This window comes from Prevotella sp. HMSC077E09, assembly GCF_001814685.1.
Classification (GTDB): Bacteria; Bacteroidota; Bacteroidia; order Bacteroidales; family Bacteroidaceae; genus Prevotella; species Prevotella oris.
The window spans coordinates 1-21,096 of record NZ_KV817559.1 but is presented as its reverse complement, the minus strand read 5'-3'; the positions used below and the strand labels follow the sequence as shown (position 1 = coordinate 21,096).

The window sequence follows — 21,096 nt, the reverse complement described above, 5'->3', positions numbered from 1 at the left end:
AGGAAATCTATGAGCACAGAACATGCAAAGAAGGCAGCCATATTCAATAAGAACCGCGAGAAAACGACATGGCATGACCAGACTTTCTGGTCAGTTCGCATGAAACATGATGCCGTAGCCCACCAATTGCCTGAATGGGAAGACCTGCGTCAGCATGCAAGTGACATCAAACGGCACACCATAACCCACCTCGCCGACTATCTTGAAGCCTTTACTTCCAACCTCGAGAGTCGTGGAGTCATCGTGCATTGGGCCAATGATGCCGATGAATTCAACGCCATAGTGTATGATATACTCAAGTCGCATGGCGTGAAGAAAATGGTGAAATCAAAGTCGATGCTCACGGAAGAATGCCAGATGAATCCCTATCTCATCGACCGTGGAATAGATGTTGTTGAGACCGATTTAGGTGAGCGTATCATCCAACTTCTTGGCCAGAAGCCGAGTCATATCGTGATGCCGGCCATTCATCTGACGCGTGAAGAAGTGGGAAGAATGTTTGAAGAAAAGGGCATTTCGCAAGAGAAAGGAAACTATGACCCTACATATCTCACCCGATGTGCACGTCATCATCTGCGCGAGGAGTTTGTAGAAGCCGACGCAGGTATGACGGGTTGTAACTTCGGTGTAGCCAAGACGGGTGATATTGTGGTGTGTACCAATGAGGGAAATGCCGACATGACAACCTCTATTCCGAAGCTGCATATTGTCTCAATGGGCATTGAAAAGCTCGTTCCCGACTATGTTTCATTGGCTGTCTTCCAGCGTTTGCTCTGCCGTTGCGGTACAGGTCAGCCCACAACTACCTATACTTCGCATTTTCGTCAGGCCCGTCCGGGAGGCGAAATGCACGTGGTTTTGGTTGACAACGGACGCAGTAAGATACTCGGAAACCCTGAACATTGGGAGACATTGAAGTGTATCCGCTGTGGAGCCTGCATGAACACGTGCCCCGTTTACCGTCGAAGTGGCGGCTACAGCTATAGCTATTTCATCCCGGGGCCTATCGGGGTGAACCTCGGTATGCTGCATGATGCCCGAAAACATGCGGGTAATGTGAGTGCCTGTTCACTCTGTCTGAGTTGCGATAACGTGTGTCCCGCCGAGGTAGCACCAGGGAGTCAGATCTATGTTTGGCGTCAGATGCTCGACAGTATAGGCAAGGCTGACCCGCTGAAGAAGACAATGTCGAAGGGCATGGAGGCGCTCTTTGAGGCTCCGACGCTTTATCAGACGACCTTGAAGTTTGCTCCTTTGGCCAATCTTATCCCCGAACGATTGACGCATTTCAGCCGAATTAATCCATGGGGAATAGGACATGCGATGCCCGAATTTGCCGAAAAGTCATTCCATCAGCTGTGGAAAGAGGGTGAGGTGAAGTGAAACCATGTAATTTGCAAGTATGGAAAAGAAAGAATTTCTCGATAGATTGCGTGCCAATACGCGTGAACAATACGATATGCCAGATATGAATATCAATGGCATTACCTATCCCGACACGGTCAAACAGTTTATAGAAATGACTCAATCTGTGGGTGGAAGCGTTGTCGAAGCAAAGCCGACAGATGATTTGAACACACTGATCAGCAAGGCTTATCCCGATGCAAAGGTCATTGCAAGCAATCTTCCGGGCATCAATGCCCAACGAAATCCCGACACAGTTGCCGAAGCAAGCGAACTCAACGGCACCGATGTAGGAGTCGTCAAGGGTGAAATTGGCGTGGCAGAAAACGCATGTGTGTGGGTGCCTCAAGTGATGAAAGAGAAGGCAGTGTGCTTTATTTCAGAGCATCTTGTAATCATTCTCGACCGAAAACAAGTGGTTGACAACATGCACCAGGCCTATCAGAAGATACAGATGACTGATTATGGCTTCGGCACTTTCATCAGTGGACCCAGCAAGACGGCCGACATTGAGCAGGCACTTGTCATGGGTGCGCAGGCTGCTCGTTCCGTTACGGTCATCCTTGTGGGTTGAATTCCGTTTTCCCTCATTGCTTCTCATGCGTGTTGTGGTTTTATTTCGGTTGCTGTTTCCGCTTGAAATATCCGCGCATGAGCAGCAATCTTTCTTCTTTTCTCCCTTTTCCTGAAAGCTGTTTTGTAAAGGTTATTCTTGAAAAAAGCCCCTCTTTGAGTTTGATGAAATAGGAAAAGAAATTGCATTCTGAAGCTCTTTTTCTTACATTTTGCTTCCTCTGACCATGGTTTCTCGGTGCTCATATTTGTCAATCAGCGTTATGTCAGCCTGCTGTTTGACTTGTTTTGCCCTGTAAGATGGGCCACTTTGCGATGTGTTTTGATGCAGATTGCAAGGTGATTTGACGCAAATTGCAAATCAAACTCCTGTGATTTTGTGCTGTAAACTCAAACAGATGGCTTAATCATCTGATAATCATCAACTTACTTAAAGAGCCGAAAAACGGGCGTATTTCCGTCGAGCGGCTTGCTCGTTTGAAAATAGGCCCGTTTTCAGAAGGCTTTTGTCAAGTTGTTTGACAGTTATTTCTTGCTCGTATTCACTTGCTTCTCTATGGCTTTGATAATCTCTTTGCGGATGTCTTCATTGGTGCCGTTGACCATATATTGCAGGGTTCCGTCGGTTGCCAAGACAAGCGTCATCGGATAACCTCGGCCACCTACCCATTTCGTGAAATAGTTGTCGTTGGCCAAGTGCGTCCAGTTGAAATTGCATTTTTCCGTAATCTGCCTGACTTTTTCAGGCTTTTCAAAGTCTGCCGAAAGGAAAGTTACCTGTGGAAAGCGTTCTTTCCATGTAGAGAGTTCGGGCATTTCTTTGCGGCAGGGGCCACATCCTGAATACCAAACATTGATGACCGTCACGTGGCCTTGCAGTGAATCCTGTGTCCATGTGCCACCGTTGATGTCGTGAAGTGTGAATGTTCCCGGCAGTTTCTGGCCTATCTTGGGTGCTGTCAGCTGTTTATCTCCGCTGTGAGTTGCCGCTGCCATTTCATCGAAAAGGCGTGCACCGGCTTCAAACTTGTCGGCATTGACAACGTTTTCCCGTGCGATTTCATATTTCTTCCATGCCTTGGGAATGACAAAATCGGCAGGAACGAGTACGCGGAGAACGGAGTGTTGCTCGCCATCATCAAGGCGTTGGAAGCCTTTCTGAACGCTGAATATCTCCTGCATAGGCATCTCTTTTGCGAAGAAATGGTGGTTGATGAGGAGTCCCGGCACTTGTTTCTGGTTTTCCTGTGCCCATGTCTTTGGTGCAAAAAGCAGGAAAAGCAACAGCAATGGGACAAAGATTGTTTTGTAAGATGAATACTTCATGGCTTTTTGTTTTATGTTCTTAATATGTTTCCGACCAATGATTAATCGTCTGTATGACCGTTTCCACCTCTTCATCGGTCATGGCAGGGTGGCACGGCAGGCTCAGTTCGGTCTGCGCAATGTGTTCGGTGAGGGGCAGATGCAGGCTGTTCCATTCAGGATAGCAAGCTTGCTGATGAGGTGGAATGGGGTAGTGGATCATCGTTCCTATGCCTTTCGAAGCGAGATATTCCTGCAGTTCATCGCGTCTTTTGCAAAGAATGGGATAGATGTGATACACGGAGTTATCGGGTCGAACAAGCTTTATGCTCCCCTGGTTCAGTCCTTCATCATAGCGCTCGGCAATGGTTTTGCGGCGTTGGTTGTCGTCATCAAGATATTTCAGTTTTACTTTCAAGACGGCTGCCTGCACTTCATCCAAACGGCTGTTGAGGCCTTGATAGGGGAATACATATTTGCGACTGCTGCCATAATTGCCGAGAGAACGAATGGTCATAGCAAGTGTTTCATCGTCGGTAGTCACGGCACCTGCATCGCCCAAAGCACCGAGATTTTTGCCCGGATAAAAGCTGTGGGCAGCGGCATCTCCTATACTTCCGGTTCGCTTCCCATGCCATATTAGGCCATGCCCTTGGGCATTATCCTCGATAAGCAGCAACGAGTGGCGGTGGCAGATGTCGTTGATGAGGTCGTTCATAGCGCATGTTCCGTAGAGATGTACAAGCAGAACAGCGCGCGTCTTCGGTGTGATGGCAGTTTCAATGCGCGTAGCATCGAGTTGCAGAAAGGCATCAGGCTCCACTAAAATAGGCTTCAGACGGTTTTCAGTGAGTGAGAGAATGGAGGCTATATAGGTGTTGGCCGGCACGATAACCTCGTCACCTTCGTGCAGTTTTCCAAGCACTTTGTAGGCTCTGAAAATGAGTGTCAGCGCATCGAGTCCGTTGCCACAGCCGATGCAATGCTGCGTCCCAATATATTTCGCATAGGAGGTTTCAAAGTCGTTTGTGGCCTCTCTTTGCAGATACCAGCCGCTGTTGACGACTTTCTCCACGGCTTCATGAATTTCAGAAGCGTGTTGTCGCGTGATGCGTTGTAGGTTGAGATAGTCTATTTTCATACGTCCCATTCGTACCAATCATAGCAGACGGCGCGTCCGCCAAAGCTTTCTTTCTGATAAATCAGGCTTTCGTTGAGGATTGTTCCCTGCTGTTCGGTGGATTTACCAAAATCAAACCATGCCTTGTCTTGATAGACTTCATGTATTAATTTGTCGAAAAGCAGGTCGAGTGCATGTAGCTTCTTGCCTTCCAAAGAGGCCGAAATATACTGCGTATGTGCCACATTTCCATATTCATAAACAACGGTTCCGCCCAGTACTTTGCCGCCCAGTTGTGCTGTGAAAAGACGGATGTTGTGTGGAAATCTGGCTTTAAGCATTTCGATTTCAGTTAGCGTGTGCACAGGTTGAACATGATATTTGGTTTGTAGATTTGCGGTCAATATGTGCCAGAAATCAGTCCAACGGTTGCTCTCTTCAATCGTAATACCATTTTGATTTGCTTTTTTTATCCCACTTTTTCTTATTTGGTAGCAGGGCAATGGTGCATCAATCTTGACAACGGTTGCTATGTCGCGGGCAAGCAATCGGGCTTTGGTTGTGCGGTAAATCGCATAGAGGTCTTCTTCTGAAGGTTGCTGATGATAGAGCCAGGGAATGGCTTTGTAGACAACTTTCTGTAGGCCTTCGTTGTGCAGATAGGCATTCATGAGCTGCAAAACCGTAACAGCTTCGGCTGTCGTGAAATGCTGATTGACAATCAATCCGCCGAAAGTAAGCCCTTGATGTGAGTAGAGAATGTTTCCTTTTTGATTAGCCGGCAGGAGTGCATAGAGCTTGTTTCGTCTGTAAATGAGCAGCGAATGGTCGGGGAAACGGTCGTGATGATAGTCCATATAATCCCTGTAAAAGAGAAACAATCCGTTCTTTGACGCAGAAACAAAAGCGTCCCATTCGGACTTCAATTCAGGGAGATAAGGCTTTATTTCAAACATTTCAAGTGGTCAAGAAATTGGTGATAGTCGTAGATGTAGTCTTCTTCGTCGAACTCATCTTCGGCTAATACCAAGCATACTGCACCCGAAGAGAAGTCTTCAAGCGTGCGCCAGATGTCAGTTTCGATGAGTAGTCCCTGATAAGGATGATTGAGATGATAAGTCTTTTTGGCTTGTCCGTTGTCGAGGCTTACATCGAAACTGCCGCTGACGGCAATGACAAACTCACGGCAATGGCGGTGAGCATGACCGCCACGGCTTTCACCTGAGGGCACATCGTAGGTCCAATAAACGCGTTGTATGCCGAAAGGCACTTGCGCATATTGCTGTGCAACCGTCAGATTTCCACGCGGATCGATAATCTTCGGCAGGTCGATAAGCTTTCCTAATGATTGCATCTATCTTTTCTTTCCTTTCTTCTTGATATCTTTAATCCATGCCATGCGCTCTTCATAGATAGGACGATATTTGTCAATCTGTGCTTGAAGATCTTTGCTTCTGCCTGCAAGTTGAGCATATTCCTGCGTCTCGGTGCCTTCTTGTTGCTTGAGATTCAGCATGCGGGCAAGTAGGTTTTTCTGCTCTTCTTGAATGCATGAAAGCTGTTCACCAAGTTTCCTGAGGTCTTCAAGAAACTTGGTAATGGTGTCAATATGATTTTCCTTTTCCACGTTTCCCTTATTTGATAATGGTTGCTGCCAAGCGTTTTGCCTTCTCACGGAGGGCATTCATGTCGGCATCAAGACTGCCATAGCACAGCACAACGCCCATTCTGCGACCCTTATGCTGGTCGGGTTTGCCGAATATTCGAACGCGGGTACGGTCTTCTTTCAGTGCTTCCATGAGATCATATGTAGGTTCATGGTCTGCATTCTCTTTGGCGAGAACGACAGCTGAACAGCCGTTGTGCTCTAAGTGGATAGCAGGAATGGGCCAACCCATAATGGCACGCAGGTGAAGTTCAAACTCGTTGAGGTTTATAGTGTGTCCCAAAGTGACCATTCCCGTGTCATGTGGCCGTGGACTTAGTTCTGAAAAGATGACTTCCCCCTGCTTGGTCATGAAGAATTCTACACCCCAAAGGCCATATCCTGACAGTGATTTTGTGACTTCATCTGCCATGTGTTGCGCCTGCTTCAAGGCCTCTTCTGTGATGCAATAAGGCTGCCAACTCTCACGATAGTCACCTCCTTTTTGCACGTGACCGATAGGAGGACAGAAGATGGTCGGTGCGTTCTTTTGGGTTACAGTGAGCAAGGTGAATTCGGAATCGAAGTCGATAAACTCTTCAATGATAACCTCTTTAACGTCTCCCCGTCCCTCTTCCATGGCCTCATGAAAGGCAGCCTGCAGTTCATCATCATTATGAACGTAGCTTTGTCCGTGCCCACTTGAACTCATTAATGGCTTCACCACGCATGGAAAACCTATTTCATCGGCAGCCCGTTTGAACTCTTCAAAGGTCTTGGCATAGAAGTATTTGGCCGTACGAAGCCCTAATTCGCGCGATGCAAGGTCTCGAATGGCGCGCCTGTTCATCGTGAAGTTGACTGCCCGGGCAGAGGGAACGACTTGGATACCTTGCTTTTCAAAGTCGAAAAGTCGCTCTGTTCTGATAGCTTCTATCTCTGGAACAATGATGTCGGGACGGTGCTTTTCGACCGCAGCGGCAAGGGCATCACCGTCTAACATGCTGAAAACTTCGCGCTCATCTGCCACTTGCATGGCCGGCGCATCATTGTAACGGTCACATGCAATGACATGAAGTCCTGCGCGTTTTGCTGCAATCGTAAACTCTTTTCCAAGCTCTCCGGAGCCCAAAAGCATGATTTTCTTTGTCATGGTTGGGGGATATTATCAATTAAATGGTTATCTGTTACCGTACATTTCGGCGTAGTATTTCTGGTAATCTCCGCTGGTCACCTCCTTAATCCATTGCTGGTTGTCAAGGTTCCACTTGATAGTTTTCACGATACCATCGGCAAATTTAGTCTCAGGATACCAGCCAAGCTCTTCCTTTATCTTTGTAGGATCGATGGCATATCGCTTATCATGGCCGAGACGGTCAGTCACATGAGTGATTAAGTCGTTGTTAATCCAGCTGATATCAAGGTCTCCTTGTGCGTCTTCTACTTTCTTCTTGAGCACGGAACGTAGGCTCTTGTCGGCTTCCATCATGTCATGTATGGTCTTAATCGTAAGTTTTACGATGTCAATGTTGGTCATTTCGTTGTGTCCGCCGACGTTGTAAACCTCCCCTTCACGACCTTCACGCACCACTAAGTCTATCGCCTTACAATGGTCTTCCACGTAAAGCCAGTCGCGAACATTGAGTCCTTCGCCATACACAGGAAGCTTCTTACCTTCCAGAATATTATTGATGATGAGTGGAATCAGCTTTTCCGGGAAGTGATAAGGGCCGTAGTTGTTGGAACAACGGGTAATAGTTGTCGGCATATGATAGGTGTCATGATAGGCCATAACAAACATATCTGCACTTGTTTTGCTGGCACTATAGGGGCTATGTGGACACAAAGGAGTCTTTTCAGTGAAGTAACCTTCAGCGCCAAGACTGCCATAAACCTCATCGGTTGACACCTGATGATAGCGTTTCCCTGGTTTCCATGTGGGATAACCTTGGGCATCTTTGCCCGTAACCCATGCTCTGCGGGTTGCATCGAGCAGGTTCTGAGTGCCCAAGATGTTTACACTTAAGAACAATTGAGGGTCTTCTATGCTGCGGTCTACATGGCTTTCAGCTGCAAAATTGACGAGATAATCGATGTCGTTTTCAGCAAACAGGCGGTCAACAAGCTTGCGGTCGCGGATGTCTCCCTTAACGAATATGCAGCGTTTACCGTCAATGTCGTCCTTGATAGTACCGAGATTGCCTGCATAAGTGAGTGCATCGAGAATGATAACCCTTATGTCTTGCTCCTTATACTTACGGTGAAGGAGATACTTAATGTAGTTTGCGCCGATGAAACCAGCGGCACCAGTCACGAGATATGTCTTCATATTGTTTATAATTTTGTTTGTTTCTGTCCTAATGTTATAACTTCGCAATCCGTGAATTTATTGCTTTCTATGGTTAAACGAACTAATGTCCGCTCCTTATGCCAACCCTGCATACCGGCTGCTCCGGGGTTAATGTGGAGCAGGTTGAGGCTTTTATCGGGCATAATCTTAAGGATATGGGAATGCCCTGAGATAAATAAATCGGGCGGAGAAGCCAAGAGTTTCGGTGCAATCGAACGGTCATAATGTCCGGGATAGCCCCCGATATGTTTCATCATTACATCGATATCTTCACATTTGAAGCGCAGAATTTCGCGATAACGTGCCCGAAGATCATAGCCATCGCAATTGCCGTAGACAGCCCGAAAGACAGGTTTCATGGCTTCAAAGCGGTCGGCCAGTTCTACAGACCCAATGTCACCGGCATGCCATATCTCGTCGCATTCACCGAGATACAGTTCATATTTGTCGTCCCAATAGGCGTGTGTGTCACTGATGATGCCTACTTTTGTCATTTCTCAAAACGCTTTTTAATGAATGAAGTGATGAAAGTTGCGGTTTCATCAAGGCCTAAGATGCTGCTGCTTACGCAGAGATCGTAGCTCTCGGCAGCTCCCCAACGCTTGCCTGTATAGTAATTATAATAGGTGGAACGGGCTTCTTCGCGCGCATTGATGTATTTCATGGCTTCATCAGCCGTAAGTTGCTGACGCTCACAAACGCGCTTGATGCGTTCTTCAAACGATGCCGTGATAAAGATGTTCACCGTATTTGGAAAGTCACGCAGCACGTAATCGGCCGTTCTTCCCACGAAAACACAGTTGCCTTCACGGGCAGCTTTGGTGATGGCATCACTCTGAAACTGATACAGTCCCTCTTGAGAGAAGTCGTTCTTATAGAAGTTATTCTCGCCCATCAGCGGCACATTGACATGCAACAACGAATGAAGAAATCCCTTTCGCTCGTCATTCTGTTCGAAGAACTTCTCGCTGAAGCCGCTTTCTTTGGCTGCCAAGTTGAGCAGTTCTCGGTCATAGAACGTGCAATTCAGGTCTTTTGCAAGTTGCTTGGCGATTATTCTTCCACCGCTACCTATCTGTCTTCCTATGTTAATAATCATTTTCTTGTTTTCCATGTCGTATTTCTTTATGTTGTTTCTTGAATTTTTTCATATAGCTTATCAACATCAGTACCGCGATAATTGCTGCGAACCCGTCAGAGAACGGCATGGCATACCACACGCCATCTACGCCTGCAAAGAGTGGAAATACAATCAGACCCGGCAGTAAGAAGATGAGTTGTCGCGACAAAGAAAGGAAGATACTGACCTTCACTTTACCGATACTCTGGAAGAAAAACGCAGTAACCATCTGACTTCCAATCACGGGATAGAGCATCATGCTTAACCGAATAGCCTTCATGCCCAATTGAATGAGCGTGGCATCTTTGGTGAAAGCCCGTGCACAATAATAGGGGGCAAACATTCCGATGAGCCAACCTATGATTACAACCAATGTTGCTGACATGATAGAAAGCTTCACAACACGAATCATTCTGTCTAATTGTTGCGAGCCATAGTTATAACCTACAATCGGTTGCATGCCCTGATTGATGCCCAAGACGAACATCAAGAAGACGAAAGAAACCTTGTTTGCAATGCCATAGGCACCCACATCAAGGTCGCTGCCATAGCGAACGAGCTGCTGATTGATAAAGATAACAATCATGCAGGCACATGCGTTCATGGCGAAAGGCGATATGCCAATGCTGATGATATTCTTCACTAAATCCTTCCGAAGCCCGAAAGTTCCGCGCTCAAAATGCAGCAGTTCTTTCTTGTTGTTAAAGAGATGGAGTTGCCACATGAGTGCCATCACTTGGGCAAGCACCGTGGCATAGGCTGCCCCTTGTATGCCCCAACCAAACTGCATGATGAAGATATAATCGAGAAGCGTGTTCATCACGACCGTGAAAATCGTGGCATACATGGCTTGTTTCGGTTTACTGGCAGCACGAAGCACGGCATTCATGCCGAAATACATATGCGAAAAGACATTTCCAATCAATATAATCAGCATGTAGTCGCGGGCATAAGGCAGTGTGGCTTCACTTGCTCCGAAGAACTTCAAGATAGGGTCAAGGAATAAAAGTGACACTACGGAGAAGGCTATTCCAATGATCAGGTTCAGCGTAACCGTGTTCCCCAAGATGTTTTCGGCAGTCTTGTAGTCCTTTTGTCCGAGTTTCACGGAGATGAGTGTTGACGCTCCTACGCCTACAGCTGCACCGAAAGCACTTGACAGGTTCATGAAAGGGAACGTGATGGCAAGGCCTGAAATGGCCAACGGACCAACGCCCTGACCGATGAAAATGCTGTCAACAATGTTGTAAAGCGACGCTGCTGACATGGCAACTATCGCCGGCATAGCATATTGCAGCAATAGTTTTCCAACGGGTTCCGTACCTAATTTCAGTGTAGCTTCTTTATTATCCATGATGCAAAAATACGAAATTATTTTGATTTCCACCTTATTTAATAAGAGGAAAAACAAGGAAAAAGGCGTAGATGAGACAGGACTAAGCCTTTCATCAGCCGTTATCTGCGCGATGACTTCTGTCAGACCGTCATGCAGAAGAAGTTGGCAAGCGTTTTGCTCTCATGGAGATGAATAGGTTAAGTGTCACTTAAAGCAAACAATGATGCAGATAAAACAAGAAGAACAAACAGCAGGTGGCCGTTTCGTTGCGGTTGAAAACGGAGTTGAAATCGGTCATCTTGATTATGAATGGGATGACAAACAGTGTTTTGGCATCACGCATACCGTGGTCGAAAAAGCCTTTGAAGGACGTGGCATTGCACGTGCACTGCTTGATGCGTCCGTGGCTTTTGCCCGACATGAAAAGAAGAAAATCCGCGCCATTTGTCCGTATGTAGCTGTTCAGTTTGTCCGTCACAGCAGCTATGATGACGTGAATGCCGAGAAGTGAGATAAGATATTAGAAGGTGTTGTGCACTGTGAGAATTGTAAACTAAATTCATTGCAGATTTGCATTCGCCTCTGAAATTGATTATCTTTGCCGTAGGGAAGGCGTGCAGATGCTTTCCCTTTTTTCATGCCTAAGCACAACAAGAGATGTGAAAAGACTGAAAATGCGGATAAAGTCATATGAAATCAGCATCTCATCTGCATCAAATCAGCATGCGAAATGCGTCAGATTGCAAGGTGATACGGCTTGAGTTGCCCGATGATATGATGCAAAAGAGAAAGCCATATCTTAGAAATGATACGACAAGAGAATTTGTTTTGTCAGATATTTTGAGTATTTTGTTAAATAAACATAAAGGCCTTTCCCTTGCCTTTGCTTTGCCTTGACGTGTTCATTCTTAACAGATGAATGCAAAAGACAGGGCAAAGCAAAGGTTGGAAAGACTTTTCTTTACTTCTTTTTCAGGATGATTTGCTGGCTCGTAAACTCGTAGGCACGGTCAAGCATGCTAAGAACTTGCTCCCATTTTGCGACAGGAACACGCTGCTGCTTATACACTTTCTGGAAGATGATGACGAGTTTCCCGTCGCTTATCTCGGCTTTTGTCGTCAATCTTACAGCCTCGTTGTCGATGTGGTTGTTGAGTTTTTGAAGGCTTTCCTGTGCAACTGAGTAGCCCGAAGGAATGTTGAGATTGAGCGTAACACTGTAGGAGCGCGGATAATCGTAAATCAAATCCATGTCACGTTTACGTGCTTTGCCCTCTATGTGGGTCTGTTGTCCGAACAATTGTCCTACGGAAACCACGATGTTTCGACCCGCTTTCTTCACCAATCCGTCCATTTGATAGTCCACAGTATAGGAGAATGGCAAGTTGTTTTCACCGAAGTTAAGCACTTTCGTGCCGTTGATTTTCACGGGAGCCTTGTCATGATAAGCCTTAATCTCCTTGGCGAAGTTCTCCGGAATGTCTTTTTTATCCTGCTCTGCACGCTCTGCAGCCCGTGCTTTTGCTTCGCTTTCCTTATAGCTGTAAGCATCGGAAAAGGTTGTAAATTCATAGGGCTTACCCCACGCCTTGACGAGTTCTTCGGCTGTAGTATATATTGGAATGATATCTTCTTTCTCGCAACCCGACATTGTATTCTGGCGTCGGATATTCATCATTCCACCGTCGATTGCCGCGTCTATGTCTACTGTTTCTATGTTGTCTGAAGCATCGCTGCCGGCAATTTTGAATGATGTGAATGGGCCTTTTGCAAACTTTTTAGGCTTATCGGTACGCAAGGCATCTCGGTTCTGATAGATTGACGGAATGATATTTGCACCCACAGACTGCTTCAAAGGGAAGTAACACTTGCCGTTCTTGAGTATGATGAAACGCGTTGCATCGCTGTAATTGATGAGCTGATCAAGCGGTTCATTGTACAAACTGGTTGTGATGCCGCGTCCATATTCCACTTTCAGACGGTCAAGAATACTTGGAAAGAGCGTTGAAAAGTTATAGGCGTTTTCGTAAGGACGCTTGAAAAGCAGCGTCTGCATCACCATATAATTATATACATAGTCGGCTTTTTCCTCGTCAGTTTTAAGCTTCTTGGCATCTTTTACCACTTTGTTCAGCTTTTTGTAAAGCGTCCATTTCAGCTTGTAGTCAGACCAGGGCTGCCATGCATCCTTTTGAATGACCTTGGCATCAGGGTTGGCCTGCAGTCCTTTCTGCTTTGCACTCTCGGGTGTATAGTACAGTCCGACGTTGGTGTTCGTCACATATAATAAGGTGAAAGGGGCCTGTGCAATAGGATTAAAGGCATAATCCGGCAATGTCTTGTCTATGTTTTTCACATGTGCATCCAAGGTGATGTTGTCTCCATTCTGACCCGACTTGAAGTCCGGTGCACCGTTCATGGTGCGGTATTGTGTACAGAGTTTCTTGTCGATGGCACAATGAATTTGATAGTCAAGTATCGGGTAGTCGGCACGGAAAATGAATAGCGTTGGATCAAGATTATCCTCTTTAATCACGTCAAAGTCATAGGTGAAGTAGTCTATCAGGTCGCCAACCTGCAGGTCGGGTACGGCTAATTTGGCCCGCTTTTCCTGTCCTTTCTTGCCTTCGTTATCATCTTGATATTCGTCACTGCTCACTTCTTTGACGGTTCCATTGGCTTTGATGACGCGCACACCGAGCACGGTTCGGTGGTCTTCGCGCAGCATAAATTCGTTGAATGAGCGGTCATATGTGCGGAAATCAAACGTGGAAAACTTGTCAAGAGCAGCCTTGTCATTGATTTTAATGAGGTAACGTTTGAGATAAACTGCCGTGTTCTGCTTCAGATTTCCAAAGGCGAAGACGTTGAACTTCTTGCTTAAGTCGACGGTTAATTCCTCATAGCGTGCCAGAATTACGGCCGATTCATTCTTGTATTGGGCAGGGATTGTGCGGTTGTTGAACTGTGGAAGATTTCTTCCCCATACGTCTTGTTTCACTTCTTTGACGAATTTTTGATAATCGTTGTCGTCAAAAGCCAATGCCGGCAGTGCTATGACGGCCAACAGCAGCAGTGTAAATAGTTTCTTCATAAGTGTAGGTTTGTTTATTTGTTAGTATTTTCTTGTTCTGCATTCTCTATGCTATTTCTTCAGCACCACTTGTTCGTTGCAGGCGTCTTTCCATTTACTTACGGCTTCATTCCATTTCGGAATGTTGGCAAGAGGAATGCGCCGATGGTTGATTTGCATCTTTTGGTGGAAGAGAATAGTGTTTCCTTTTCGGCTGAAATGACACGTGAGGATACCTTCGGGCGTAGAGAATTTGGCCGAAGGGGGCAGATAATCCACCTTATAACCCGTGGGAATAAGCAGTGAAGCCTGGCGGACAATGTTGCAACGCACGGGGAAATAATAGTCGTTACTACGTCCGGTAGTATCTATCCTATTGTCGAAAAGGTTGTTGTGTGGGTTGAGTTCAATGTAGATTTCACCGTCCATCTGTTGCACGGCAGGCTTGTTGACAACGTTTCCCGTAAAGCGTGCCCATTCATGTCGGGCATCCTGATCTGTCCATTTCACGTCACTGACGGTCATGTTGTGCGTGTCGGCATTGAGGTTGTTGGCCAGAATGTCGTCGCTGTTCTTATTGCCAGCGTCATCAATAATGCTCATGAACCACTCTTTCATGTCGCCCCGAAGCTGGTAGGTAGCTTTCCCTGCGAGCGCATCACCCTGCAAGTGGTATTGGTAGGCGAGGCTGTCTATTGAGGCATCAGCCTTCTGTTGGGGCACAATCTGCAGCAAAGGTTTGTCTCCATTCTCTATCATTGCCTCCGAACCCTGTATGTGTTGCGGTGTATAGGTATAGGGAATGTGATTGCAGGTGGCATCAATATAGAACGTTTTTCCTTTATGGAAAAGGGTGCAGATAACGTGGTTGGCACTGCCAAGTGTAGGCACTTCGCTCATCTTGAAAGGTATTTCGTTGGTTCCGATATCGGTGAGTCGGGCATCGAAACCTTGTGCTTTGAGCAGTGTCTTCAGCAATAAGGCCATGCCTTTACAGTCACCATAGCGTTTACGGAGCACCTCTTTGGGCGTATCCGGACGGTGTCCTGCGATGCCAGCTTCAAAGGCAACGTAGCGAATATGGTCTTGAATCCAGTGGTAAGTGTTGCTGATGCGGTCTTCATCTGTTTTGCTCTGTGCATTGATTTCCTGCAATAAAGCCTTTAAATCGGGTATCGTGCAGTCCACATCTGCCATTTCTTTCGACCAGGAATAAAGTGCATTGACATCCGGGAACGAACCTATGATGAGCAGATAAGGGTAGACATTCGATGCAGGAGGCATCATCTTGTCTTCTTTCATGCGGTCAGTATTGTGCAATGTATAGCTATATACTTCGCCTTCTGAAGTTGTTTTGTGGCTCGACTCAATGCCGAAGCCCTTGAAATTCATTTCTTTGATGCGATAATTTGACAGTTGTTTGGGAATGGTTATCGTCAGTGTCTTGTTTCGAACGAAGTAGTTTTCAAGCAGATATACGCGACAGAAGTACTTCGGATCCTTGAAAGTACGTTCAAAGGAGGCTTTACAGGTTTCGCCTTTCTTGTCGATATACCCCCTGATGATACACGCTTTGGTGTCGTCATAGAATACATTTTCGGGCGTAATGTTCTTGTATAGCTTCGCTCCTCGACCCGAAACATCGTCTAAAGTGATGTATTCGCCGTAGAAGACTGCGGTTTCCGGGGTCACCGTTATGGCCGAATTAGACTCGTAGATGATTTTCTTTGTGTTCTTGACAATAGGCTTTTCATGGTCAAATGTCATGAGATATTGCTCATTGCATTGTGAAATGATAACCTTATCGTCCCATTTCTGGGCATGAGAGAAGGTAGGAAACAAGGTCAGAAGAATGGTTCCGGCCCATAAGCGCATTTGTGTTGTATGGCAATTCATGTTGAGTTATGTATAAAAATAAATCGAATGCCATTGAAAGGCATTTCAATTGCAAAGATAGTTAAAATCTTTTTCCATTGTACTTTCATGTGTAACTATTTTTCAATAAAGGTCGTTTTAAGTTGTTTTTCTTCGCGTTTTCAAGATAAAATATTACTTTTGTAAGCCTGAAAATGAAGTGAAGTGTTGATGCGCAAAACGCTAATTCTGTCCATGTTTATGTTTCTCTGCAGCATGGTTTCCGCCATTGCAGGAGTGAACAGCACCGAGATGATATCTTATCCCGGGGGAAAATGCTACATGTTTCGGGTGACATTGAAAGACAAAGCCCATTCGCGATATTCGCTTAGTGCCCCGTCTGAATACCTCTCGCCACGTGCCATTGAACGGCGAAAACGGCAGCATATCGCCATCGACTCCACCGATCTGCCTGTTAATGACGTTTATCTGAATGCCATTGCTGCCTCGAAAGATCTCTGCATCGTAGGCAAAAGCAAATGGAATAACACCGTACTTGTGCGTTGCAGCAATCCTGGTAAGGTGTACGGATTATTGAAATTGCCTTTTGTGAAGAGTGTTCTTCGCACGTTTTCTTCGCCCGATTCTATTGGAAGTTCAGTCAGAGTGAATTTCAAAAAGGAATTCAATCGTTGGGATACCATTGCAGAAAGCAACCGTTATGGAGTCACCAAGGAACAGATACAGTCGTTGAATGGCATCAAGATGCACGCTGCCGGATATCGTGGAAAGGGCAAGATGATAGCCGTGCTTGATGCAGGTTTCATGAATGTTGACCGCATTCCATGCTTGCAGAAGTGCAGAATTGTGGGACAGAATGACTTTGTCGTGCCTCGTTCGAAGAGCATTTTCTCGGAAGTAGAGCATGGAACTATGGTCTTTTCCACGATGGCAACCGACCTTCCCGGTGTCTTTGTAGGCACTGCTCCCGATGCTTCTTACCTGTTGATACGTTGTGAAGACAGGCAAACAGAAAGCGTTGCAGAAGAAGATTACTGGGCAGAAGCTGTGGAATATGCCGACTCTGTGGGCGTTGATATCATCAATTCGTCGCTTGGCTATCATGATTTTGACGACGCATCGACCAATCATCGTTATGCCGAAATGGACGGATTGTCGACGCTTATCTCGCGAACGGCTTCCATGTTGGCCTCGAAAGGCATTGTCTTAGTCAACAGTGCAGGCAATGACGGCATGGGAACCTGGAAGAAAATCAACTTTCCTGCCGATGCAAAAGACATCATCACGGTGGGTGCCGTTACGCCGTTGGGCATCAATGCTGCCTTCTGTGGAGTCGGCCCTACGCAGGATGGACGTATCAAACCAGATGTGATGGCCTATGGAAGTCCTACGTCTGTCATCTCCGGTCGGGGTACTATTGTTGACGAAATGGGCACATCCTTCTCCGCACCACTTGTTGCCGGTATGGTAGCTTGTCTATGGCAGGCGCTGCCAAACAAGACTGCCCGTGAGATTATCGACCTTGTTATATCGAGCGGAAACAATGTAACGACGCCAAATAATATCTATGGTTACGGCATTCCAGACTTTTGGAAAGCCTATAATACAGGTCGGAAATGAAAGCATTGTCACTCTATGAACTGAACAATCTCGTGCGAGAAGTCATCTCAACTACGTTGCATGACGAGTATTGGGTTGAGACTGAACTCTCAGAACTGCGCGAAGTGCGTGGCCATTGCTACATGGAACTGATACAGAAAGACCTGTTCAGCAACACGCCGATAGCCAAGGCATCGGCCAAATGCTGGAAGAACAAGTGGCTATTGCTTTCTCCTAAGTTTGAAAAAGTTACCGGACAATCTCTTCGTTCGGGGCTGAAAGTGTTGCTGAAAGTATATCCCGACTTCCATGAAGCCTATGGGTTTTCATGGATTGTGACCGATATCAATCCTGAATTCACAATGGGTGACATGGCTCGCAAGCGTTTGGAGATCGTCAATCAACTGAAGGCTGAGGGCGTTTTCGATTTGCAGAAAGAACTTAAAATGCCACTTTTTGCGCAACGCATAGCCGTGATTTCGAGCGCCAATGCAGCCGGTTATGGTGATTTCTGCAATCAGTTGGCCGACAATTCCTATGGTCTGCAGTTCCATACTCGCCTGTTTTCAGCAGTCATGCAGGGTGAAGGCGTGGAACAAAGTGTGATTGCAGCGCTGAATGAAATTAATAGTAATGTCGATGATTTCGATGTGGTTGTCATCATTCGGGGCGGTGGAGCCACGAGCGATATGAGCGGATTTGACACCCTTTCGTTAGCCGAGAACGTGGCAAACTTCCCACTTCCCATTATCACAGGCATTGGACACGACCGCGATGAGTCGGTACTTGACATGGTTTCTCATACACGAGTGAAGACTCCTACGGCTGCTGCTGCTTTCTTGGTAGACCATTTGGAGCGTGTTTATGAGCGAGTTCTTGATGCACAAAACGAACTTTTATCCACCATTCAGCATCGAATGGAAATGGAAAAAGCACGTCTGCAGCATCTCGGAGAGAAGATACCAATGCTCTTTTCGTTGTATAAAGGACGGCAGGAAGCACTGCTCGACCGCATCTTCATCAACATTTCATCGGCTGTTCAGAAGCGCTTGGCACAGGAAAACCGCCTGCTTGACAGCCTCACACAGCGCATAAAGCCGGGGCTGGAGCGTCGGTTGATGCGCGAGAACTATCGGCTCGACCTGCTTTCACAGCGGGCCAAGGCGCTCGATCCAGCCTTGTTGTTGCGCCGTGGCTATAGCATGACAACGTTGAATGGGCATGTTGTGAAGGATAAATCGCAGTTGAAACCGGGCGATGAAATCGTGACGAGACTTGAAAAAGGAACAGTAACTTCAATCATTAAATAAAGCGTATGGCAAAGGAAGAATTTAAGTATGAGGAAGCTCTTCGGCAGTTGGAGCATATCGTGGAGCAGATGGAGAACGATGAACTTGATATTGACGTCATGGGAGAACAGTTGAAAAAGGCACAAAAGCTGATAAAACTCTGCAAAGATAAACTCACGAAAACCGATAACGAAATCAAGAAAATCTTGGGAAAAGAGGGATAATGCACGTTCTTGACATGTAAACTGCAATACGTGGTGCATGGCTAAGTTTGGCAATATAAGTGTGGAGATGTGCTCGAAAGGACGTAATGGCGGTGTCTTTCAGCATGTTGTCAGAGGCTTGTTCTCATTAATAAATTTTAAGAAAAAACTCAGAAAAGCGGACAAAATCATTTTGTTCGCTTTTTGTTTTGCAGCTTTTAGTCTGCTGATTAGCGTCATGTTGCCGTGCCATTCAGGTCATATAAGCTTGCAATCTGACGCATTTCACAGGCTGATCTGACGCATGTTGAATGCTGATTTCATATGATTTTGCCTGCACTTTCAGGCTTTTTATGTTCTTGGTTGCGTTTAGGCATGAAAAAAGGGAAAGCATCTGCACACTTTCCCTACGGCAAAGATAATCAATTTGAGAGGCGAATGCAAATCTTGTTTGAAATAAGTTTACAAGTGACTTTTGTCTTTTGAGGCAGGCAGTTGTTGCTGATGAGTCGTTGATGACATTGAAATTCAAGGTTTACGAAATGGAGATGATGAGGTTCATTGTGGTTCTCCATGTAATGATGAATGTTTTTATTCGGGGCTTAACGGTGCTTTGTGCGATAAACATAGACCGCGGAAGCGTAAAGTTCAAAGGGGAAATAGTTGCTCATGCGCGTTTTTATTCGTAATTTTGCATTTGATTAAAACGTAGAACATTTAATGAATGATGTTATGAAAGACTTGGATTGGTCTAATTTGTCCTTTGGTTATATGCCAACCGACTACAATGTTCGCTGCTGTTATCGCAACGGAAAGTGGGGCGAAATAGAGGTTTGCTCTGATGAATACATTAAATTACACATGGCAGCTACATGCCTTCACTATGGTCAGGAAGCCTTTGAAGGATTGAAAGCTTACCGTTGTCCCGATGGGAAAGTGCGTGTTTTTCGTGTTGAAGAGAATGCAGCGCGTTTGCAAAGTACCTGCCGTGGCATTCTGATGCCCGAGGTTCCAACCGACCTTTTCGTTGAGATGGTGAAGAAAGTCGTGCGTCTTAATCAGGAATATATCCCTACTTATGAGAGTGGGGCCACGCTTTATGTGCGTCCTTTGCTTTTAGGAACGGGCGCACAAGTTGGTGTTCACCCGGCAAAGGAATACATGTTCCTGATTTTTGTGACGCCGGTTGGCCCGTATTTCAAAGGTGGTTTCTCTGCAAATCCCTATGTCATTATTCGTGATTACGACCGTTCGGCACCCTTGGGTACAGGTAAATATAAGGTGGGGGGCAACTATGCAGCCAGCTTGAAGGCCAATTCCATTGCCCATGAAAAGGGATATGCCAGTGAATTCTATTTGGATGCAAGGGAAAAGAAGTATGTAGATGAGTGCGGTGCAGCCAATTTCTTCGGTATCAAAAACAACACTTATGTTACTCCGAAGAGTACTTCCATTCTGCCATCTATTACTAATAAAAGTCTGATGCAGATTGCCGAAGACCTTGGAATGAAAGTTGAACGTCGGCCAATCCCCGAGGATGAGCTTGAAACTTTTGAGGAGGCAGGCGCTTGTGGAACGGCTGCTGTCATCTCACCGATATCACATCTCGACGATATGGATACGGGTAAGGTGTATAGCTTCGGTGAAAAACCGGGACCATGGTCAACGAAACTCTATGAAACCCTGCGTGGAATACAGTATGGAACGATAGAGGATAAACATGGTTGGACCACGGTTGTCATAGGATAAACTATTAAATCTAAATACGCATTCGATGGCTTTGTGCCGTCGAATGTAAATTATTTACTCATCAATTAATTTATTTTATACTATGGACAGTATTACAAATTACAAAAACCGAGCACTAAGTGCCTTGGAAAACAAATGGGGAAACTTTGTTCTTATTACCTTAGCTTATGGACTTATCATTGGTATTACCCAAGCTTTTTTAGGAGATAAGGACAGTCCTGCTATCCTGCATCTCATTGGTGTAGTGCTATCTATCTTGGCACTTCCTTTATATTGGGGCTATCAGACACTTTACCTTGGTGCTGTAAGAGGTGGAGAGGCAACAGCAAAAGACTTGTTTGAGGGCTACAACAAAGAGTTGTTCCCAAGAGTGTTGACTACAACCTTGTTGTATTATGTTTATATTTTCCTCTGGTGTTTACTGCAGTTTAAATTAGTAAATGCGACAGTCTCCG

Annotated in this window: 19 protein-coding genes and 1 pseudogene; 8 read left to right on the top strand and 12 right to left on the bottom strand. The window is 45.9% G+C overall.

Annotation, left to right across the window (positions count from 1 at the left end):
- The first annotated feature begins 9 nt into the window (after positions 1–9).
- Positions 10–1,383, top strand: coding sequence for a lactate utilization protein B (locus tag HMPREF2983_RS06815; RefSeq protein ID WP_070667487.1), 1,374 nt, complete (start codon positions 10–12; stop codon positions 1,381–1,383).
- A 19-nt stretch (positions 1,384–1,402) separates the two neighbouring features.
- Positions 1,403–1,978 carry a LutC/YkgG family protein gene (locus HMPREF2983_RS06810; RefSeq protein WP_070667486.1) on the top strand — a complete coding sequence of 192 codons (576 nt, stop codon included), beginning with the start codon at positions 1,403–1,405 and terminating at the stop codon, positions 1,976–1,978.
- A 524-nt stretch (positions 1,979–2,502) separates the two neighbouring features.
- Here the strand turns inward: HMPREF2983_RS06810 and HMPREF2983_RS06800 are convergent.
- Genes HMPREF2983_RS06800 through HMPREF2983_RS06755 form a run of 10 tightly spaced genes read right to left on the bottom strand, consistent with a single transcriptional unit; the run spans position 2,503 to position 10,871 of the window.
- Entirely contained in the window at positions 2,503–3,303 is an 801-nt protein-coding gene (locus HMPREF2983_RS06800) for a TlpA family protein disulfide reductase (RefSeq protein WP_070667484.1), read from the bottom strand.
- A gap of 19 nt (positions 3,304–3,322) precedes the next feature.
- Positions 3,323–4,423, bottom strand: coding sequence for a DegT/DnrJ/EryC1/StrS family aminotransferase (locus HMPREF2983_RS06795; RefSeq protein ID WP_070667518.1), 1,101 nt, complete (start codon positions 4,421–4,423; stop codon positions 3,323–3,325).
- Positions 4,420–5,358, bottom strand: coding sequence for a GNAT family N-acetyltransferase (locus HMPREF2983_RS06790; protein ID WP_070667483.1), 939 nt, complete (start codon positions 5,356–5,358; stop codon positions 4,420–4,422). Before HMPREF2983_RS06790 ends, HMPREF2983_RS06795 begins: the two co-directional genes overlap by 4 nt.
- Positions 5,346–5,756, bottom strand: coding sequence for a sugar 3,4-ketoisomerase (locus HMPREF2983_RS06785; protein ID WP_070667482.1), 411 nt, complete (start codon positions 5,754–5,756; stop codon positions 5,346–5,348). Before HMPREF2983_RS06785 ends, HMPREF2983_RS06790 begins: the two co-directional genes overlap by 13 nt.
- Positions 5,757–6,029: a hypothetical protein gene (locus tag HMPREF2983_RS06780; protein ID WP_070667481.1), complete on the bottom strand. Its 273-nt coding sequence runs from the start codon at positions 6,027–6,029 to the stop codon at positions 5,757–5,759. It lies immediately after the preceding gene.
- Between the two features lie 7 nt (positions 6,030–6,036).
- Positions 6,037–7,200, bottom strand: coding sequence for a formate-dependent phosphoribosylglycinamide formyltransferase (gene purT / locus HMPREF2983_RS06775; protein WP_070667480.1), 1,164 nt, complete (start codon positions 7,198–7,200; stop codon positions 6,037–6,039).
- A 27-nt stretch (positions 7,201–7,227) separates the two neighbouring features.
- Positions 7,228–8,376 carry a dTDP-glucose 4,6-dehydratase gene (rfbB, locus tag HMPREF2983_RS06770; RefSeq protein WP_070667479.1) on the bottom strand — a complete coding sequence of 383 codons (1,149 nt, stop codon included), beginning with the start codon at positions 8,374–8,376 and terminating at the stop codon, positions 7,228–7,230.
- A gap of 5 nt (positions 8,377–8,381) precedes the next feature.
- Positions 8,382–8,891, bottom strand: coding sequence for a metallophosphoesterase family protein (locus tag HMPREF2983_RS06765; RefSeq protein WP_004377290.1), 510 nt, complete (start codon positions 8,889–8,891; stop codon positions 8,382–8,384).
- Positions 8,888–9,511: a cytidylate kinase-like family protein gene (locus HMPREF2983_RS06760; RefSeq protein WP_004371432.1), complete on the bottom strand. Its 624-nt coding sequence runs from the start codon at positions 9,509–9,511 to the stop codon at positions 8,888–8,890. The genes HMPREF2983_RS06765 and HMPREF2983_RS06760 overlap by 4 nt, the downstream gene beginning before the upstream one ends.
- Complete coding sequence (locus tag HMPREF2983_RS06755; protein ID WP_070667478.1) at positions 9,486–10,871, bottom strand: MATE family efflux transporter; 1,386 nt, start codon at positions 10,869–10,871, stop codon at positions 9,486–9,488. The genes HMPREF2983_RS06760 and HMPREF2983_RS06755 overlap by 26 nt, the downstream gene beginning before the upstream one ends.
- 202 nt (positions 10,872–11,073) lie before the next feature.
- Here HMPREF2983_RS06755 and HMPREF2983_RS06750 point away from each other — a divergent pair, with 202 nt between their 5' ends.
- Positions 11,074–11,364, top strand: coding sequence for a GNAT family N-acetyltransferase (locus HMPREF2983_RS06750; protein ID WP_070667477.1), 291 nt, complete (start codon positions 11,074–11,076; stop codon positions 11,362–11,364).
- A 450-nt stretch (positions 11,365–11,814) separates the two neighbouring features.
- On the opposite strand, the gene HMPREF2983_RS06745 is transcribed toward HMPREF2983_RS06750, so the two are convergent.
- On the bottom strand, positions 11,815–13,947 hold the full coding sequence (locus HMPREF2983_RS06745) for a DUF3857 domain-containing protein (RefSeq protein ID WP_070667476.1): 2,133 nt from the start codon (positions 13,945–13,947) through the stop codon (positions 11,815–11,817).
- A gap of 51 nt (positions 13,948–13,998) precedes the next feature.
- The gene (locus HMPREF2983_RS06740; protein WP_139051418.1) at positions 13,999–15,801 is read right to left on the bottom strand and encodes a transglutaminase domain-containing protein; all 1,803 of its coding nucleotides are present in this window, start codon (positions 15,799–15,801) and stop codon (positions 13,999–14,001) included.
- Positions 15,802–16,011: 210 nt separating this feature from the next.
- On the opposite strand from HMPREF2983_RS06740, the gene HMPREF2983_RS06735 reads away from it, so the two are divergent.
- The 5 genes and pseudogenes from HMPREF2983_RS06735 to HMPREF2983_RS06705 all read left to right on the top strand — a co-directional run.
- On the top strand, positions 16,012–17,421 hold the full coding sequence (locus tag HMPREF2983_RS06735; protein ID WP_070667475.1) for a S8 family peptidase: 1,410 nt from the start codon (positions 16,012–16,014) through the stop codon (positions 17,419–17,421).
- Positions 17,418–18,710, top strand: coding sequence for an exodeoxyribonuclease VII large subunit (xseA, locus tag HMPREF2983_RS06730; RefSeq protein WP_070667474.1), 1,293 nt, complete (start codon positions 17,418–17,420; stop codon positions 18,708–18,710). Before HMPREF2983_RS06735 ends, xseA begins: the two co-directional genes overlap by 4 nt.
- Positions 18,711–18,715: 5 nt before the next feature.
- Positions 18,716–18,913: an exodeoxyribonuclease VII small subunit gene (gene xseB, locus HMPREF2983_RS06725; RefSeq protein WP_070667473.1), complete on the top strand. Its 198-nt coding sequence runs from the start codon at positions 18,716–18,718 to the stop codon at positions 18,911–18,913.
- A gap of 711 nt (positions 18,914–19,624) precedes the next feature.
- Positions 19,625–20,641, top strand: coding sequence for a branched-chain amino acid aminotransferase (locus HMPREF2983_RS06710; protein WP_025879715.1), 1,017 nt, complete (start codon positions 19,625–19,627; stop codon positions 20,639–20,641).
- An 82-nt stretch (positions 20,642–20,723) separates the two neighbouring features.
- Positions 20,724–21,096, top strand: a pseudogene (locus tag HMPREF2983_RS06705) (DUF975 family protein); the annotation flags it as partial.

Bases quoted from the DNA above. Each gene is read 5' to 3' on its own strand.
- HMPREF2983_RS06750 (WP_070667477.1), top strand. From the start codon at position 11,074: ATGATGCAGATAAAACAAGAAGAACAAACAGCAGGTGGCCGTTTCGTT.
- HMPREF2983_RS06755 (WP_070667478.1), bottom strand. From the start codon at position 10,871: ATGGATAATAAAGAAGCTACACTGAAATTAGGTACGGAACCCGTTGGA.
- HMPREF2983_RS06735 (WP_070667475.1), top strand. From the start codon at position 16,012: ATGCGCAAAACGCTAATTCTGTCCATGTTTATGTTTCTCTGCAGCATG.
- HMPREF2983_RS06815 (WP_070667487.1), top strand. From the start codon at position 10: ATGAGCACAGAACATGCAAAGAAGGCAGCCATATTCAATAAGAACCGC.
- purT (WP_070667480.1), bottom strand. From the start codon at position 7,200: ATGACAAAGAAAATCATGCTTTTGGGCTCCGGAGAGCTTGGAAAAGAG.
- HMPREF2983_RS06760 (WP_004371432.1), bottom strand. From the start codon at position 9,511: ATGGAAAACAAGAAAATGATTATTAACATAGGAAGACAGATAGGTAGC.
- HMPREF2983_RS06710 (WP_025879715.1), top strand. From the start codon at position 19,625: ATGAAAGACTTGGATTGGTCTAATTTGTCCTTTGGTTATATGCCAACC.
- HMPREF2983_RS06790 (WP_070667483.1), bottom strand. From the start codon at position 5,358: ATGTTTGAAATAAAGCCTTATCTCCCTGAATTGAAGTCCGAATGGGAC.
- HMPREF2983_RS06800 (WP_070667484.1), bottom strand. From the start codon at position 3,303: ATGAAGTATTCATCTTACAAAACAATCTTTGTCCCATTGCTGTTGCTT.
- rfbB (WP_070667479.1), bottom strand. From the start codon at position 8,376: ATGAAGACATATCTCGTGACTGGTGCCGCTGGTTTCATCGGCGCAAAC.
- HMPREF2983_RS06810 (WP_070667486.1), top strand. From the start codon at position 1,403: ATGGAAAAGAAAGAATTTCTCGATAGATTGCGTGCCAATACGCGTGAA.
- HMPREF2983_RS06740 (WP_139051418.1), bottom strand. From the start codon at position 15,801: ATGCGCTTATGGGCCGGAACCATTCTTCTGACCTTGTTTCCTACCTTC.
- xseB (WP_070667473.1), top strand. From the start codon at position 18,716: ATGGCAAAGGAAGAATTTAAGTATGAGGAAGCTCTTCGGCAGTTGGAG.
- xseA (WP_070667474.1), top strand. From the start codon at position 17,418: ATGAAAGCATTGTCACTCTATGAACTGAACAATCTCGTGCGAGAAGTC.
- HMPREF2983_RS06765 (WP_004377290.1), bottom strand. From the start codon at position 8,891: ATGACAAAAGTAGGCATCATCAGTGACACACACGCCTATTGGGACGAC.
- HMPREF2983_RS06795 (WP_070667518.1), bottom strand. From the start codon at position 4,423: ATGAAAATAGACTATCTCAACCTACAACGCATCACGCGACAACACGCT.
- HMPREF2983_RS06745 (WP_070667476.1), bottom strand. From the start codon at position 13,947: ATGAAGAAACTATTTACACTGCTGCTGTTGGCCGTCATAGCACTGCCG.
- HMPREF2983_RS06785 (WP_070667482.1), bottom strand. From the start codon at position 5,756: ATGCAATCATTAGGAAAGCTTATCGACCTGCCGAAGATTATCGATCCG.